This is a genomic window from Streptomyces liliifuscus, from assembly GCF_016598615.1.
Lineage (GTDB): Bacteria > Actinomycetota > Actinomycetes > Streptomycetales > Streptomycetaceae > Streptomyces > Streptomyces liliifuscus.
Genome location: NZ_CP066831.1, coordinates 8036838 through 8052961, shown reverse-complemented (window position 1 = coordinate 8052961; position 16124 = coordinate 8036838). Strand labels below are relative to the sequence as shown.

At 70.4% G+C, this 16124-nt stretch carries 16 protein-coding genes; 6 read left to right on the top strand and 10 right to left on the bottom strand.

The annotated features are described in order from the left end of the window. Positions 1-1494 (bottom strand): NCS1 family nucleobase:cation symporter-1, encoded by a 1494-nt coding sequence (locus JEQ17_RS34670; RefSeq protein WP_200398929.1) that lies wholly within the window; start codon positions 1492-1494, stop codon positions 1-3. Positions 1495-1698: 204 nt separating this feature from the next. On the opposite strand from JEQ17_RS34670, the gene JEQ17_RS34665 reads away from it, so the two are divergent. Together JEQ17_RS34665 and JEQ17_RS34660 are read left to right on the top strand one after the other, a co-directional pair. Continuing rightward, positions 1699-2448, top strand: a complete 750-nt coding sequence (locus JEQ17_RS34665; RefSeq protein WP_200398928.1) for a GntR family transcriptional regulator — start codon at positions 1699-1701, stop codon at positions 2446-2448. After that, positions 2445-2852, top strand: coding sequence for a (2Fe-2S) ferredoxin domain-containing protein (locus JEQ17_RS34660; RefSeq protein ID WP_200398927.1), 408 nt, complete (start codon positions 2445-2447; stop codon positions 2850-2852). Before JEQ17_RS34665 ends, JEQ17_RS34660 begins: the two co-directional genes overlap by 4 nt. On the opposite strand, the gene JEQ17_RS34655 is transcribed toward JEQ17_RS34660, so the two are convergent. Further along, a complete protein-coding gene (locus JEQ17_RS34655) occupies positions 2849-3574 on the bottom strand; it encodes a uracil-DNA glycosylase (RefSeq protein WP_200398926.1) in 726 nt (241 codons plus the stop codon). The genes JEQ17_RS34660 and JEQ17_RS34655 overlap by 4 nt on opposite strands. 66 nt (positions 3575-3640) lie before the next feature. Between JEQ17_RS34655 and JEQ17_RS34650 the strand changes: the two genes are divergently transcribed. Beyond that, entirely contained in the window at positions 3641-4171 is a 531-nt protein-coding gene (locus JEQ17_RS34650) for an RNA-binding S4 domain-containing protein (RefSeq protein WP_200398925.1), read from the top strand. A gap of 221 nt (positions 4172-4392) precedes the next feature. Here the strand turns inward: JEQ17_RS34650 and JEQ17_RS34645 are convergent, their stop codons facing one another. From JEQ17_RS34645 to JEQ17_RS34635, 3 genes are all read right to left on the bottom strand, one after another. After that, positions 4393-4875, bottom strand: a complete 483-nt coding sequence (locus JEQ17_RS34645) for a DoxX family protein (protein ID WP_200398924.1) — start codon at positions 4873-4875, stop codon at positions 4393-4395. A gap of 129 nt (positions 4876-5004) precedes the next feature. Then, positions 5005-5697: a class I SAM-dependent methyltransferase gene (locus JEQ17_RS34640; RefSeq protein ID WP_200398923.1), complete on the bottom strand. Its 693-nt coding sequence runs from the start codon at positions 5695-5697 to the stop codon at positions 5005-5007. 176 nt (positions 5698-5873) lie between these two features. Further along, positions 5874-6815: an acyltransferase domain-containing protein gene (locus tag JEQ17_RS34635; RefSeq protein WP_234048810.1), complete on the bottom strand. Its 942-nt coding sequence runs from the start codon at positions 6813-6815 to the stop codon at positions 5874-5876. A 131-nt stretch (positions 6816-6946) separates the two neighbouring features. On the opposite strand from JEQ17_RS34635, the gene JEQ17_RS34630 reads away from it, so the two are divergent. Then, on the top strand, positions 6947-7210 hold the full coding sequence (locus tag JEQ17_RS34630; protein WP_200398922.1) for a DUF6343 family protein: 264 nt from the start codon (positions 6947-6949) through the stop codon (positions 7208-7210). A 98-nt stretch (positions 7211-7308) separates the two neighbouring features. Here the strand turns inward: JEQ17_RS34630 and JEQ17_RS34625 are convergent, their stop codons facing one another. The 4 genes from JEQ17_RS34625 to rpsA form a co-directional block, all read right to left on the bottom strand. Then, positions 7309-7689: a tetratricopeptide repeat protein gene (locus JEQ17_RS34625; RefSeq protein WP_055617514.1), complete on the bottom strand. Its 381-nt coding sequence runs from the start codon at positions 7687-7689 to the stop codon at positions 7309-7311. A gap of 49 nt (positions 7690-7738) precedes the next feature. Next, the gene (gene coaE / locus JEQ17_RS34620) at positions 7739-8347 is read right to left on the bottom strand and encodes a dephospho-CoA kinase (protein ID WP_200398921.1); all 609 of its coding nucleotides are present in this window, start codon (positions 8345-8347) and stop codon (positions 7739-7741) included. Between the two features lie 120 nt (positions 8348-8467). After that, on the bottom strand, positions 8468-9406 hold the full coding sequence (locus JEQ17_RS34615) for a PAC2 family protein (RefSeq protein ID WP_200398920.1): 939 nt from the start codon (positions 9404-9406) through the stop codon (positions 8468-8470). Between the two features lie 339 nt (positions 9407-9745). Continuing rightward, positions 9746-11257: a 30S ribosomal protein S1 gene (gene rpsA / locus JEQ17_RS34610; protein ID WP_055617517.1), complete on the bottom strand. Its 1512-nt coding sequence runs from the start codon at positions 11255-11257 to the stop codon at positions 9746-9748. Between the two features lie 245 nt (positions 11258-11502). Between rpsA and JEQ17_RS34605 the strand changes: the two genes are divergently transcribed. Both JEQ17_RS34605 and hrpB read left to right on the top strand, forming a co-directional pair. Then, positions 11503-12468, top strand: a complete 966-nt coding sequence (locus tag JEQ17_RS34605) for a class I SAM-dependent methyltransferase (RefSeq protein WP_234048482.1) — start codon at positions 11503-11505, stop codon at positions 12466-12468. 43 nt (positions 12469-12511) lie between these two features. Continuing rightward, positions 12512-15094 carry an ATP-dependent helicase HrpB gene (gene hrpB, locus JEQ17_RS34600; protein ID WP_200398919.1) on the top strand — a complete coding sequence of 861 codons (2583 nt, stop codon included), beginning with the start codon at positions 12512-12514 and terminating at the stop codon, positions 15092-15094. Here the strand turns inward: hrpB and JEQ17_RS34595 are convergent. After that, the gene (locus JEQ17_RS34595; RefSeq protein WP_200398918.1) at positions 15084-16076 is read right to left on the bottom strand and encodes a DUF3068 domain-containing protein; all 993 of its coding nucleotides are present in this window, start codon (positions 16074-16076) and stop codon (positions 15084-15086) included. The genes hrpB and JEQ17_RS34595 overlap by 11 nt on opposite strands. Positions 16077-16124: the final 48 nt, after the last annotated feature.

The window sequence follows — 16124 nt, the reverse complement described above, 5'->3', positions numbered from 1 at the left end:
TCAGCCCTCCACGGGAGCCGAGGTCGAAGCCGACGCCGGCTCGGTGACGGCGGCCGCGGCGCGCTCGGAGCGGCACAGGAGCGCGTACAGCCCGGCGGCCAGGGCCGTCCCGATGAACCACGAGTACGGGGCGACCTCGCTGAAGGTCGTCACCAGTGCGAGCACCGCCGAGACCGCCGCCGCGGGCAGGAACGCCCACAGGGCCTTGGGGTTGACGCCCTTGCGGTAGTAGTAGCGCGATCCGGGCTCGGCGTTGAAGAGCTCGTCGACGTCGATGCGGCCGTGCTTGACCCAGAAGTAGTCGAGCATGATCACACCGAACAGCGGGCCGAGGAAGGCGCCGAGACCGCCGAGGAAGTACTGGACGACTGTGGGGTTGGAGAAGAGGTTCCACGGGGTCACCACCAGCGCGGCCACCGTGCTGATCAGACCGCCGACCTTGAAGGTGATCTTCTGCGGCCAGACGTTGGCCAGGTCGTACGCGGGCGAGACGAAGTTGGCGACGATGTTGACGCCCATGGTGGCGATGGCGAAGGTCAGCGCGCCCAGCACCAGGACCCAGGTGTTGCCGATCTCGGCGACCAGGTGGGCCGGGTCGGTGATCGCCTTGCCGAACACCTCCAGCGAGCCGGCCGTGACGATGACCGACACGATCACGAAGGCGGTCGAGTTGATGGGCAGGCCCCAGAAGTTGCCGCGCTTGACCGTCCTGTAGTCGGGCGCGAAGCGCGAGAAGTCGCAGAAGTTGAGCATCAGCGTGCCGTACGTGGCGAGGATCAGCCCGATCGCGCCGAACCACTGGCGCCACTGCTCACCGACGGAGACCGGGTTCGGAGTCGTCGTGAGCGAGATGGTCCAGTCGGCCTTGGCGAGGATCCAGATCGCGAGGGCGATCATGACGAGCCAGATGGCCGGACCGCAGAAGTCCTGGAACTTCCGTACGGATTCCATGCCCTGGCTGATGATCAGCGCCTGGAGCAGCCACAGCGAGAGGAAGGACACCCAGCCGAGCGCGTCGAGGCCGAGGAAGGAGCTGTGGGTCCAGGACTCCAGGCCGGGCCAGGCCGCGAGCAGCATGATGTTGACGGCGACGGAGGCCAGATAGGTCTGGATGCCGTACCACATGATGGCGATGACGGCCCTGATCAAGGCCGGGATGTTGGCGCCCCACACGCCGAAGCTGATCCTGCTGATCACGGGGAATGGCACGCCGTGGCGCTGTCCGATCTTCCCCATCCAGTTCATGCCGACGTAGATCAGCACGAAGCCGACGAGCAGGGACGTGAAGATCTGCCAGACGTTCATACCGAGGACCAGCAGGCCCGCCGCGAACGTGTAGTTGCCGAGGTTGTGGACGTCGGACATCCACATGGCGAAGAGGTCGAAGACCTTCCAGTTTCGCTTGCCCGCGGGCGCGAGGTCTTCGTTGGTGAGCCGGGGATCGGGGACGAACGCCGGTGTGCCGGTGGCTGTGGCTGGATCGGCGAGGGACACAAGGCCTCCATGAGCGAGGGGACGACGGGAGGACTGCGGGGAGCGTGGCGAGTGTGGGGGAGGCTGAGAGCTGAGGCCGAGGAGCAGCCGCTCGCAGTTTTGGTATACCAAACTGACGTCATGGTCTCGCCGCCGACGACATCTCGCCATGTCCGTACGGTTACAGCTCGGTAAAACCGTCCCTGGTTCGGCGAGGATGGACCCATGACAACGGTGGAACCGCTGGGGGCGGTACGCGAGCGGGTCCTCGGCTCGCTGCGGCAGGAGATCATCGCCGGGCGGCTGCTGCCCGGCGACCGGCTGGTCGAACGCGAGCTGGCCGAGCGGTTCGGGGTCTCCCGCGTACCGGTCCGCGAGGCGATCCGGGCCCTGGTCGCGGAGGGCTTCGTCCTCTTCGAGACCCCGCGCCGCACGGTCGTACGCCGCCTGACCCCGACGGACGTCGCGGAACTCTTCGAGCTGCGTGAGGCCTTGGAGGTGTACGCCACCGGTCTGGCCGCGCAGCGCGCCACCCGGGCCGATCTCGCCGAGCTGGAGGAGCTCCTCGACCGTGCGGCGACCGCGACCCGCGCGGACGACGCGGAGGCGATCACCGACATCAACACCCGTTTCCACGACCGGATCCTGGCGATGGCCGGCAACAGTCTGCTGATCTCCGTGATGGAGCCGGTCGACGGCCGACTGCGCTGGCTCACCCGCCAGAACGAGGAGTGGCCCCAACTCCTGGCCGAACACCGCGAGTTGTACGCGGCCATCGCCTCCGGCGACCGTGAACGAGCCCGCGCCCGCGCCCTGGCCCACGTACAGGCCAACTACCGCTCGACAGTGCGCCACCTCTTCGGCGACGGCGACGGCGACACCGGGCCCGGCCCCGCCGCCCATGCCAGTACCAACGCCAACGCCAACTCCGGCTCCGGCTCCGGCTCCGGCTCCGGCTCCGAGGGAGAAGTGTGACCGTCCGTACGGCCATAGGTGCCGCGAGGACCCGTCCCTGCACGCTCGTCGTCTGCCGCGGCTGCTGCTGCGGCGACGCGCGCAAGTACCCGGACTACGACCACGAGTGGCAGCTGGACCGGCTGCGCGCGGCGGCCGAGGCTTCCGCCGGCCGCCTCGCGGTCCGTACGACGGACTGCCTCGGCCCGTGCGATCAAGCCAACATCATCGTCGTACAGCCGTCGGGAGAGGGCCGCAGGCGAGGCGGCCGGCCCGTCTGGATCGGCTGGTCGATGGGCGACGACTGCACCGACGAGATACTCCGCTGGGCGCAGGCCGGCGGCCCCGGTATCGCCCCTCCCCCGGCCACCCTTGAGCTGCAGTTCGTGCAGTCGGCGGGCGAACGGGACCGGGCGCGACGCTAGCCCTCGTACGTTCGGGTCGGCAGGTCCGCCGCCTTCGCCGCCGTGCGCAGCACGTTTCGCAGCATCTCGGGGGTGAGCCGACCCGTGAAGGTGTTGCGCTGGCTGACGTGGAAGCAGCCGAAGAGCTCCAGCGGCCGATCGGGGCCCTCCAACGTGACCCGTGCCCCGTGTGCGAAGGCAGGACGGGGCCGGGGCACCGTCCACCCCGCCTCGGCGAACGCGGGCAGCGCGGCCTGCCAGCCGAAGGCACCGAGCACGACGACCGCGCGAAGGGTGGGCCTGAGCAGCCGCAGTTCGCTCACCAGCCAGGGGCGGCAGGTGTCCCGCTCCTCCGGCGTCGGTTTGTTGGCGGGCGGCGCGCAGTGCACGGGTGAGGTGACGCGTACGCCGTGGAGGGCAAGCCCGTCGTCGATGCTCACGGAGGTGGCCCGGGAGGCCAGCCCCACATCGTGCAGCGCCGCGTACAGCACGTCCCCGGACCGGTCTCCCGTGAACATCCGCCCGGTACGGTTCCCGCCGTGTGCCGCGGGCGCGAGTCCGACCACCAGCAGCGAGGCGTCCGGCGGCCCGAAGCCCGGCACCGGGCGGCCCCAGTACGTCCAGTCCGCGAAGGCGGCCCGTTTCGTCCGGGCCACCTCCTCCCGCCAGTCGACCAGCCGCGGGCAGGCCCGACACCCGGCGATCCGCTCGTCCAACTCGGCCAGGCTGCGCTCCTGCTCCATGCCTCCACGGTATGCCCGGCGGAAAACGGTTCCGACTGCCCGGCCGTCGAGGACTAAGGTCGGACCATGGCTTCAGGGACTCAGGGCAACGGCAAGGACGGGACCGGCGGGGGCGGCTCCGACGCCGCCGGGGCCGACGCGAACGTGGCCGACGCGAACGTGGCCGAGAAAGCGGTCGCGGCCGCGCCCGCGACCGGTGAGACCGTGCGCGTCGACAGCTGGATCTGGTCCGTACGCCTCGTGAAGACGCGTTCGATGGGTGCCAGCGCCTGCCGCGGAGGCCATGTCCGGGTGAACGGCGAACGCGTCAAGCCCGCGCACACCGTCCGCGTCGGCGACGAGGTCCGGCTGCGGCACGACGGCCGGGAGCGGGTCGTGGTCGTGAAGCGTGTGATCCGTAAGCGGGTCGGGGCGGCGGTCGCCGCCGAGTGCCTTGTCGACAACAGTCCGCCGCCTCCGCCTCGCGAGGCCGTCGCCCCGGCGGGTGTCCGTGACCGGGGTACGGGGCGGCCCACCAAGCGGGATCGGCGGGAACTGGAACGGCTGCGGGGGCTTGGGGCGCCTGATGGTGGCCCCGGGGCGCCTCCTACGTCTTGACCCTGGCCGAGGCCGTGGCCGCAGCCGCAGCCGCAGGAGGGTTAGGACGCTGGGTGCGGGCCGTCCGTGGCTGGTCGCGCAGTTCCCCGCGCCCCTGAAGGGGCATGCCCAGACCCGGCACCTCGGATTCGGCACCCGGAACTCCACGGCGAGCAGGCAGCCCAGCGTCCGGCAGGGCCTTGGTAGGCCCCGCCGGACGGCCGTCCGAACCCCGTCCGCGCTCAGGCGCGTCGGCGGATCAGCCTCGACAGCTCGGCGGCATCCCTTCGCCGGGCCCAGGCTATGAGAGCCAGCGGGAGTATGAGAATGAGCGGGGTCGCCGCGTTCTCCCCTCCGAACACCGTGACCTGGGTGATGAACGCGCCCACCATCAGCGCGCCCAGCGACACCGCCGCCACCGACGAGAGCACCGGGATCAACAGCGCGACGGCACCGGCCAGTTCGAGCACACCGATGCTGTACATCCCCGCGCTGCCCCAGCCCATCTCGTTGAACACCTCGGCCGCCGAGGGGTGCGCGATGAGCTTGGGAAGCGCGCTCGCGAACGCGTAGAAGAGAGCGAGCAGCACCTGCAGTCCCCGCAGGGCGAGGCGGGCACGACGCCCACGAGCGGTCGCCGACTCGGCGATGACCGTACGGGGGCCGGTGCCGGTGCCGGTGCCGGTGCCGGTGCCGGAGGTGACGGTGGCAGTGGTCTCGAACATGGGGGCCTCCTGTGAGAAGCGGTGCGCGTTGCTGTCACAGAGGAAGACCGGCCCGGTGTCCGAAACTCATCGCCGCACGAAGAACTCGTTGCCCCGCAAGGGGCTTCACCACTTCAAGTCGTCAGACCGTCACGCCGGCACCGCCCGCACCCACACCCGGTCCTCCGTCAGATACCGGTCGACCTTCAACCCCGCCTCCCCCAGCGCCTCCTCGAACGCCTCCTTCGTGAGCGGTCGGGCGAGGAACGTCTGCGTCCATACCGCGTCCGGGAACACATACTCCGCCCGCACCGAGTTGACCCCGTTCCCGACCGGCTCCGCCGACAGAATCCGGATCGTGAACCCGCTCGGATCCTGCCGCTCGCGCGGCAGATTCGTGTGGTAGTCCTCCCCCTCGCGCTGGATCAGCACGCACCCGTCGTCCGCGACATGGCTCCGGCAGGCGTCGAGTAGCCCGCGCCGCACCGCGTCGTCTCCGTCGTGCACGAGGAACGACGCGAGCATCACCACGTCGAACCTCTCCCCCGCCAGGTCGAGTGTCTCGATGGGGCTGCATATCGTGCGCGCCCCACGCACCCGCTCCAGCATCTCGGCCGACTCGTCCACCGCCGTCACCGTGAATCCCCGCTCCAGGAGCGGGTGGGTCATACGCCCCACGCCGCTGCCCAGTTCGAGAATGTGCGCCCCCGCCGGCACGGCCCCGGCGATGATGTCCGGCTCGTCCCCGACGGACAGGCGCGAGTACAGCTCCACCGCGCAGCCGTCCGGCGTGATGGCGCCGGGCCCTGTCCCTTCGTGTCCCTCACGCATCTCGATCGTCATACCAGCCCAACGGCCCGTGCCCGCCGCCCCGTTCCCGCCACCCCCCACACCACTCGTTCGAGTGACACCTCGAACTGGCCAGGAACTGAGCGGCAGTTGACCACCGATGGCGTGAGCCGGTCACAAATCTTTCGGTTCTCCCGGTTCTCCCGGCTCTCCCGGTCCTCCCGGTCCGGTCACCACGCGAACCAGCCATGCCCGCCGTACCAGTGGCCGCCCGCCCGCAGATGGTCACCGACCGCCCGCTCGACCCTGGTGCGCCGCGGCAACCCCTCCACCGGCAGCTCCGGGTCGCCGAAGACGAATCCGACGGGACCCTTGTCGTCCGCCTTCGTCTCCTCGTACGCGATCCGGAACCGCTCCTGGAAACTCACGATGTTGGAGTCCGCCGGAAGGTACCGCTGCAACTGCCGGTCGAGCAGCCAGGAGTGGCATTCCGCCACCGCGTACCGCTCTTCCGGGTAGTGGCGGGCGAAGAACTCCCTTGCCAGGTCCAGCGACTGGTCGCAGGCCTCCGGTGACAGGGGTCCCCGGAAGTCGGCGATGTGCACGCTCAGACAGAGGTCTCCGGGGCCGGTGTCGAGTCCCGCGGCCGAGGCCGCCTCCCCCGTGTGGCCGCCGAGCCGCGCGCGCTGGAACTGGAGCCGCCCCAGCTGGTACAGCTCCCCGTGGAAGTGCAGCCCGATCCACCAGGGCACCAGCAGCCCGCTGGTGCCGACGCGTCGCCGGTGCACGGCCATGTGCCGGCCCAGGTCGGCGAGGGTGCGCCGGGACACGTCCGCCGGAACGCCCCGCTGCAGGTGATAGGCGCGCACATACGGCAGCGCGGCGAGGAAGACGAACACATGGAAGGTGCGCCCCAGCGCTCCGGTGGACTCCGGGAACGCGGGCGGCTCCCACCCCTTGCCGATCTCCCCCATGCCGCGTACGAACCGGGCGACGCACCGCCGCAGCAGCGTCATCGCCTCCGGGTCCGCCACCAGCCTGCCGCGCAGCGCGACGAGTTCGTTGACGTACTCGTGCGGCACGGACAGGTCGAGCAGGACGTCCGGCAGCGCGATCGCGTCAGGCAGGACGTCCTCCGCCCGTGGACCGTCGGGCTCTCCCTCGCTCTCCAGGTCCTTCAGCCATCCGGCGAGCCTCTCGTCCGCCCGCAGCTCCTCCACCAGCACAGTTGCTCCCCGTTCGTCCGCCTCTTGGTGAACGTGCACCACGAAGAGTACGTTTCCCCGTAGGAGTAGTGGTCCCGATGCGTACGGGTAGTGAACCGACGACTGCGCGCAGTGTGCTGAGAACGCGCCTGTGGCTCAGTGTGTGGGGTCTTGTCTGGGCGATCGCGGGGACGGTCGCGTTCCTCCTCGTCGGGCGGCCGGGCTGGGCGATCGCCTGCGGAGTGCTGTGGCTGATCGTCACCGTCGACCTGTGGATGGTCCTCAGACACATCCGCCAGGGTCCCCACTACCAGCCTGGCCCCGACATCCCGCCGTACCGCCCGCCGGAACACCGCCTCTAGAGCGCGTACTTCGCGTACTTCGCGGCCCGGCTCTCAGCTTCTCGGCGCCAACAGGCTCGTGTCAGGAGTCGTCCCGCGCGCAGAACTCGCCCCGCGCCTCAGGAGTCGAACCGCGCCGCGGCAAGATACTCCGGCTGCGGATCCAGCGCCGCCGCGAGCCTGAAGTGGCGTAGGGCCTGGTCGGAGCGGCCGGAGCGCTCGTAGGTGCGGGCGAGCGCGAAGTGCGCGAACGCGTTGTCCGGCTCGCGCTCCAGCACGATGGTGAACTCCAGCTCGGCGGGCCGCAGTTGCGCCGCCGCGAAGAAGGCACGCGCGCGCAGCAGCCGGGCCGCGGTGTTCTCGGGATGTGCGGCGATGACTCGGTCCAGCAGCTTCACCGCACCCCGCGGATCCCGCGCGGCGAGCAACTGCTCGGCGGCACGGAAGTCGATGACATGCGTCTCCGGAGTACGTCCGGTGAATCCGCTGGTCTCGGGCACGGCTGAGTCCTTCCCTCACTGCACGGAATCAACGCCCCCGAGGGGCCCACTATTCCGAGGCCGCCCGGGCCCGCCGGACCAGATCCGCCCACACGTCCCGTACGCGCCGCTGCAGGGCTTCCAGTGGTACGTCGTTGTCGATGACGACGTCCGCGATCTCCAGGCGCTTGTCGCGCGTGGCCTGGGCGGCCATGCGGGCGCGGGCGTCCTCCTCGGTCATGCCGCGCAGCCGCACGAGCCGGTCGAGCTGGGTCTCGGGGCTGGCGTCGACGACGATCACGAGGTCGTAGAGCGGCGCGAGGCCGTTCTCGGCGAGCAGGGGGACGTCGTGCACGACCACGGAGTGCTCCGCGGCGGCCTCTTCGAGTTCGCGGGAGCGGGCGCCCACCAGTGGGTGCACGATCGTGTTCAGCACGGCGAGCTTCTCGGCGTCCGCGAAGACGATCGATCCGAGCCTGGGCCGGTCAAGGCTGCCGTCCTCGGCGAGCACGTCCTCGCCGAAGGCGTCCACGACCGCCGCGAGCCCCGCTGTTCCCGGCGCGACGACCTCCCGCGCGATCCTGTCGGCATCGATCAACACGGCGCCGTGCTCCACGAGCAGCCGCGACACCTCACTCTTACCGGCACCGATCCCACCGGTCAGACCAACCTTCAACATGCCCACGAGCTTAGGCCCCGCCACAGGAATCGCCCCGACGGGGCGCCCTACAGGGGCGCGGGGAACTGCGCGCCCAGCCACAACGAACCCGCAGCCAAATACGAGCCCTCAGCGGAGCGCCTACGCGTCGCCCTCCCGCTCCGCCAGGAACCGTTCGAATTCGAGCCCGATCTCGTCCGCGGACGGAATCTCCACCGGCTCGGCCAGCATGTTGCCCCGCGTCTCGGCGCCCGCAGCGGCGTCGTACTGGTGCTCAAGTCCCTGGACGAGCGCGACGAGTTCCTCGTCGCCCTCCTGGATCTGCCGGTCGATCTCGGTCTGCGTGCGGTGCGCCTCGGTGCGCAGGGCGTGTGCGATGCCGGGCAGGACCAGACCGGTGGCCGCGGTGATGGCCTCCATGACGGTCAGCGCGGCGTCCGGGTACGGAGAGCGGGCGATGTAGTGCGGCACGTGGGCGGCGACGCCCAGGATGTCGTGTCCGGCCTGCATCAGGCGGTACTCGACCAGCGACTCGGCGCTGCCGGGGACCTGGGCCTCGTCGAAGGGGCTGCGATGGCCCGGGACGAGATCCGTGCGGTTGCCGTGCGGTGTGAGGCCCACGGGGCGCGTGTGCGGTACGCCCATGGGAATGCCGTGGAAGTTCACGGACAGGCGCACGCCGAGGCGCTCCACGATCTGCTGGACGGCCGCGGCGAAGCGCTCCCACTCGACGTCCGGCTCGGGTCCTGACAGCAGCAGGAACGGTGCGCCGGTGGCGTCCTGGACGAGTCGCACGTCCAGGGTGGGCTCCTCGTAGTCGGCCCAGCGGTCGCTCCTGAACGTCAGGAGTGGGCGCCGGGCGCGGTAGTCCACGAGCCTGTCGTGGTCGAAGCGGGCCACGACCTGGTGGGGCAGCGAGTCGAGCAGCCGGTCGACGATCTGGTCGCCGGTCTCGCCCGCGTCGATGTATCCGTCGAAGTGGTAGAGCATGACAAGACCGGCCGACTCCTGGGCGAGCGCCATGTCGACGACAGCCAGGCCCTTCGGCTCCCATGCGTACAAACCCTGCGGATCAAGCACAGTGACCGCTCCTCCTCGTGTTCGTACTCCACAACGCGGACCAGGACACGAGCATTCCCCGCTCACCCCCGTTCGCTGCCCCCTTTTACCTGCTTCTCATGCGCTGCCACCGGCTTTGACCTTGCCATGACAGTGCAACGCCGTCGTCGCAGAAGCGGGCCGTCCGCCTTCGTGCCCGCGCCGGCGAGGCCCCCTGTGCGCAGGCCCAGGGCAGGGTCAACTCCAGGCTCCGGTCGGGGCCGACGCGAGGCTCCGGGCACCGGCAACGCACTGCGGGCCCGCACCCAGAAGGGTGCGGGCCCGCAGTCACCAGCTAGTTACTGCCTAGAAGGTGTGCGATCAGCTCTGGCCTCCGGCCAGCTTCTCGCGGAGGGCGGCCAGCGCCTCGTCCGACGCCAGGGCGCCGGAGTTGTCGTCCGACTCCGAGGAGTACGAACCGCCGCCACCGCTGCCACCGGAGGCGGCCGGAGCCGCACCCGGGGTGGCGACACCCTCGGCCTCGGCCTGGGCGTCCGCCTCGCGGGACTTGATGACCTGAGCCTGGTGCTGCTCGAAGCGCGTCTGCGCCTCGGCGTACTGGTTCTCCCACACCTCGCGCTGGGACTCGTAGCCCTCGAGCCAGTCGTTGGTCTCGGGGTCGAAGCCCTCGGGGTAGATGTAGTTGCCCTGGTCGTCGTACGACGCGGCCATGCCGTAGAGCGTCGGGTCGAACTCGACCGAGGCCGGGTCGGCACCGAAGGACTCGTTGGCCTGCTTCAGGGACAGCGAGATCCGGCGACGCTCGAGGTCGATGTCGATGACCTTGACGAAGATCTCGTCGTTGACCTGGACGACCTGCTCCGGGATCTCCACGTGGCGCTCGGCCAGCTCGGAGATGTGGACCAGACCCTCGATGCCCTCGTCGACGCGCACGAACGCACCGAAGGGAACGAGCTTGGTGACCTTACCCGGGACGACCTGACCGATCTGGTGCGTACGGGCGAACTGCTGCCACGGGTCTTCCTGCGTCGCCTTGAGCGACAGGGAGACACGCTCGCGGTCCATGTCGACGTCGAGGACCTCGACGGTGACTTCCTGGCCGACCTCGACAACCTCGGAGGGGTGGTCGATGTGCTTCCAGGAGAGCTCGGAGACGTGAACGAGACCGTCGACGCCACCCAGGTCCACGAACGCACCGAAGTTGACGATCGAGGAGACGACGCCGGAGCGGACCTGACCCTTCTGCAGGGTGGTGAGGAACGTCTGGCGAACCTCGGACTGGGTCTGCTCGAGCCAGGCGCGGCGGGACAGGACCACGTTGTTGCGGTTCTTGTCCAGCTCGATGATCTTCGCCTCGAGCTCCTTGCCCACGTAGGGCTGGAGGTCGCGGACACGGCGCATCTCGACGAGAGAAGCCGGCAGGAAGCCACGGAGGCCGATGTCGAGGATGAGACCACCCTTGACGACCTCGATGACGGTGCCGGTGACGATGCCGTCCTCTTCCTTGATCTTCTCGATGGTGCCCCAGGCGCGCTCGTACTGGGCGCGCTTCTTCGAGAGGATCAGGCGGCCTTCCTTGTCCTCCTTCTGGAGAACAAGGGCTTCGATCTCGTCGCCGACCTTGACGACCTCGTTGGGGTCGACGTCGTGCTTGATCGAGAGCTCGCGGCTCGGGATGACACCTTCGGTCTTGTAACCGATGTCGAGCAGGACCTCGTCCCGGTCGACCTTCACGATGACGCCGTCGACGATGTCGCCGTCGTTGAAGTACTTGATCGTCTCGTCGATCGCGGCGAGGAAGGCTTCCTCGTTACCGATGTCGTTGACCGCAACCTGCGGGGTGGTGGCGGTGGTCTCGGTGCTGCTCGTCATGTGGGTAAGGGCTCCGGTACGGACAGTGAGTCGTAGGTACTGCTTACGCCGGGAGCCCGTTTCGCTCTGAAGAAGCCGGACAGCCAAGGAAGCGCCGAATCCGGGCGTGTTCGATGACGAACACTTGCCGGTGGCGCCTCGAAAACCGAGGGGACATACAACAGATGCGAGCGCAGCCTGCTACGTCTGAGGAGCGCAGGCCCGCAGCGCAACTTGTAGCATACGGGGGCAGCCGGACAGGGTCAATGCGCGAAGGCGCACACCCGGGGCGGATCGCCGCATACCCGGCACAAGACCCGTCTCACGAGGCCACCAGGGCCCTGCGGCACCCCTTGCGTGACGGCCGCCGCGGACGGGTCGGACGGAAGAGACCGCAGATTAGTACGAGGGAGCCGATCATCCAAGAGCCCGAACCGTTCGAGCCCGAGGCGACACGACGGGAGGCGGGGTCCGGCGAGAGCACCCGCGCCAATCGTGGCTGGTGGGACCGGAACGCGGACGAGTACCAGGTCGAGCACGGCACGTTTCTCGGCGACGACCGTTTCGTGTGGGGCCCAGAGGGCCTCGACGAGATCGAGGCCGAGTTGCTCGGACCGATGGAGGAACTGGCCGGAAAGGACGTCCTGGAGATCGGCGCGGGTGCCGCCCAGTGCTCGCGCTGGCTGGCCGCCCAGGGGGCCCGTCCGGTCGCCCTGGACCTCTCGCACCGCCAGCTCCAGCACGCGCTGCGGATCGGCGCCAAGGGGGTGGGGCTCGTCGAGGCGGACGCCGGCGCACTCCCGTTCGCGGACGCCTCCTTCGACCTCGCGTGCTCCGCCTACGGGGCGCTGCCGTTCGTCGCGGACCCCGTGAAGGTCCTGCGGGAGGTGCACAGGGTGCTGCGGCCCGGCGGCCGGTTCGTCTTCTCCGTCACGCACCCGATCCGCTGGGCCTTCCCCGACGAGCCCGGCCCCGAGGGACTGACCGTGACCTCCTCGTACTTCGACCGCACGCCGTACGTCGAGCAGGACGACGCGGGCCGCGCGGTGTACGTCGAGCACCACAGGACGGTCGGCGACCGCGTCCGGGACGTGGTGGCGGGCGGTTTCCGGCTGGTCGACCTGGTCGAGCCGCAGTGGCCCGCCTGGAACACCCAGGAGTGGGGCGGCTGGTCGCCCCTTCGGGGAAACCTCATCCCCGGCTCGGCGATCTTCGTGTGCGAGCGAAGCTAGTTGGGGGCACCCCCGGCCGAAGGCTGCGGGAGAGACTGAGCATGTGATCCGTTACGACGCTCTGGACCTCCTGCCCGTCCGCGGTGCGCTGCCCGGCCTGGGCGACGCCCTGGACGCGCACGGCGGTGCCGTGCTGGTCGCGCCGCCCGGCACCGGCAAGACGACCCTCGTGCCGCTCGTGCTCGCCGGTCTGGTCGGCGACGGGCCCATGCGCCGTGTCGTGGTCGCCGAGCCGCGGCGGATCGCGGCGCGGGCGGCCGCGCGGCGGATGGCGTGGCTGCTTGGCGAGAAGGTCGGCGAGAGCGTCGGGTACACCGTGCGCGGGGAGCGGGTGGTCGGGCCACGCGCGCGCGTGGAGGTCGTCACGACCGGTGTGCTGCTGCAACGGCTGCAGCGGGACCAGGAACTGGCGGGCGTCGACGTGGTCGTGCTCGACGAGTGCCACGAACGGCATCTGGACGCCGACACGGTGGCCGCGTTCCTGTTGGACGTACAGGCCGCGCTGCGCCCCGAGCTGCGGCTGGTGGCCGCCTCCGCCACGACCGACGCCGAGGGGTGGGCGAGGCTGCTGGGCGAGGTTCCGGTGGTCGAGGCGGAGGGCGTGTCCTACCCGGTCGAGGTGGTCTGGGCGCCGCCCGTACGCCCCGTACGGCCGCCGCACGGCATGCGGGTGGACCCGGTGCTGCTGACGCACGTGGCGTCGGTGGTGCGGCGGGCGCTTTCCGAACGCGACGGGGACGTCCTGTGCTTCCTGCCCGGTGTCGGGGAGATCGCGCGGGTCGCCGGGCAGCTCGGCGGGCTCGGTGATGTCGAGGTGCTTCAGGTGCACGGGCGGGCGCCGGCCGCGGTGCAGGACGCGGTGCTGTCCGGGGGTACGCGGCGCCGGGTGGTCCTCTCGACGTCGGTGGCCGAGTCGTCGCTGACGGTTCCGGGCGTGCGGGTGGTCGTGGACTCCGGGCTCGCGCGCGAGCCCCGGGTCGATCACGCGCGGGGGCTGAGCGCGTTGGCGACGGTACGGGCCTCGCAGGCGGCCGGCCGGCAGCGGGCGGGGCGCGCCGGGCGCGAGGCACCGGGCGCGGTGTACCGGTGCTGGGCCGAGGCTGAGGACGGGCGGCTGTCGCGTTTCCCGGCGCCGGAGATCAAGGTGGCCGACCTGACGGCGTTCGCCCTCCAGGCGGCCTGCTGGGGCGATCCCGACGCGTCGGGGCTGGCGCTGCTGGATCCGCCGCCGGGAGGCGCCATGGCGGCCGCTCGGGGCGTTCTGGAGGCCATCGGCGCGGTGGGCTCCGACGGGCGTCCGACGGAGCGGGGTGTACGGATGTCTCGGCTCGGGTTGCATCCGCGGCTGGGGCGGGCGTTGCTGGACGCGGGGCACTCCGTGGGTGCGGAGCGCGCTGCTGAGGTGGTTGCCCTGTTGAGTGAGGAGCCGCCTCGGGAGTACGGGGATGATCTTGCCGCTGCCTTGCGGGCGGCGCGGCGTGGGGGTGACGCCTATGCCGGGCGGTGGCGCACCGAAGTTCGGCGACTGCGGTCCGCGTCGGCGCCCGCGCCGAGCGCTCCGCGGGATGCGCTGTTCGATACATGCGGGCCGTCCGTGGCTGGTCGCGCAGTTCCCCGCGCCCCTGATGGGGCGCGCCTTGGCGAAGCCCCTACCGACGACCGTGCCGTGGGGCTCGTCGCCGCCCTCGCCTTTCCCGAGCGGGTTGCCCGGAAGCAAGGGGGCTCTTTTCTCATGGTGTCCGGTACTCGGGCCGAGGTGGGGGACGGGAGTGGGCTGCGGGACGCCTCGTGGATCGCTGTCGCCGTTGCCGATCGGCCCGTCGGTGCGGGGCACGCGCGCGTGCGGCTCGGGGCCGTGGTGGACGAGGCGGTCGCGCGCGAGGCGGCCGGGGCCCTGTACGGCAAGAGCGACGAGGTGCGCTGGGCCGACGGGGACGTCGTGGCGCGGCGGGTCGAGCGGCTGGGCGCGGTGGAGTTGACCGTACGGCCGTTGCGGAACGCCGAGCCCGGGCTCGTAAGGGAGGCTCTTCTTGAGGGGTTGAGGGAGGAAGGGTTCGGGGTGCTGCGGTGGTCCCGGGACGCCGAGGTGCTGCGGCAGCGGCTCGGGTTCCTGCGTCACCGGCTCGGTGCCCCCTGGCCCGATGTGTCGGACGACGCGCTCCACGCGCGCGTGGACGAGTGGCTGGAGCCGGAGTTGGGCCGGGCTCGGCGGCGGGCCGATCTGGAGCGGATCGACGCCGGGCAGGCGTTGGGCCGGCTGTTGCCGTGGGCGTCCGGGGAGGCGGCCCGGTTCGACGAGTTGGCGCCGGAGCGCATCGAGGTGCCGAGCGGGTCCAGGATCCGGGTGGACTACGCGGATCCGGAACGGCCCGTGCTGGCGGTGAAGTTGCAGGAGATGTTCGGGGCGCGGGAGTCGCCGGCCGTCGCCGGGGTGCCCGTGGTCGTGCATCTGCTGTCGCCCGCGGGCCGCCCGGCCGCCGTGACGGCCGACCTGGTGTCCTTCTGGCGGGACGGCTACCGGGGCGTACGGGCGGAGCTGCGCGGCCGGTATCCGAAGCATCCGTGGCCCGAGGACCCAGCCACCGCCGAACCGACCCGGCACACGAACGCGCGCCTCAGGCGCTGACCGGTTCCGGTTCGCGGGTCTCCGTCGGTGAGGGGTCGCCGGGGCGGCGGCTGCGGGCCTCCAGGTAGAGGGAGAGCGACAGCAGGCCTGCGCCGAGGATCAGGAAGCCCCACGGCAGGTACGAGGTCATCAGCAGGACGAGCAGCCGCTGGGACTTGACCAGGTCGACCGTCGAGCGGATGTAGTCCTCGCGTATCTTCACGTGCCCGGCGAAGGCGGTCACCTTTTCGCGGTCCCCGAGGAGCGTGCCGCCGCGCAGTTCCTCCTTGTGGATCTCTTCTCCGTAGACGGGTGCTCCGGTGGTGGGTTCGACCCAGAACTTGCGGACCGTGGTGTACCAGCGGGTCGTGCCCGTCTTGGCGACCGACTCCGGAGTGATGCCCTCGACCGGCATGATCTTCGGGAAGGGCACCTTGGTCCAGGGGATGGTCTGCTCGAAGTAGTAAACGTTTACGCCCCGGAAGTCCTGCTCGCCCTTGTAGTGGATCGGTGCGGTGATGCGGGCCTGTGCGTCGAAGTACTCGTAGTCCCTCTTCTCCGTGAGGAAGGGCCACTTGAACTCGATGCCCTCGCGTTTGACGGGGTCGCCGTCGACCATCTCGCCGGTGGCGTGGACGGGTTCCTGGGTGTGCGCGTCGAAGATGTAGCGCTCGGGGATCTTGGAGACCATCTTGCCGTCGGGGCCCTGGACGTAGGAGAGGCCGTCCCAGACGACGACGTCGCGGCCCGCGGTCTTCTCGATCTTCTCGGAGGCCTCGACGTTGCCCTTGAGGGTCTGTACGACGGTGACCTTGTCGACCTTCTTGGCCGTCATCGTGCCGTAGTCGAGGAGGGTCGCGTCCTTCGCCTCCAGGACCATGTCCTGGTACTGGTCGGCCGGGATCTTGGCGAGGCGCGGGAAGGCGTACCAGCGCGTCAGCGGGGACAGCGCCGCGAAGAACACGGCGAGGGCGAGCAGGATCAGGCTGGCCTTGCGGCGCATCTCGGCGGCCCTCCCTGTGCGTCGGGGGTGTGCGTCACGGGCGTGCGG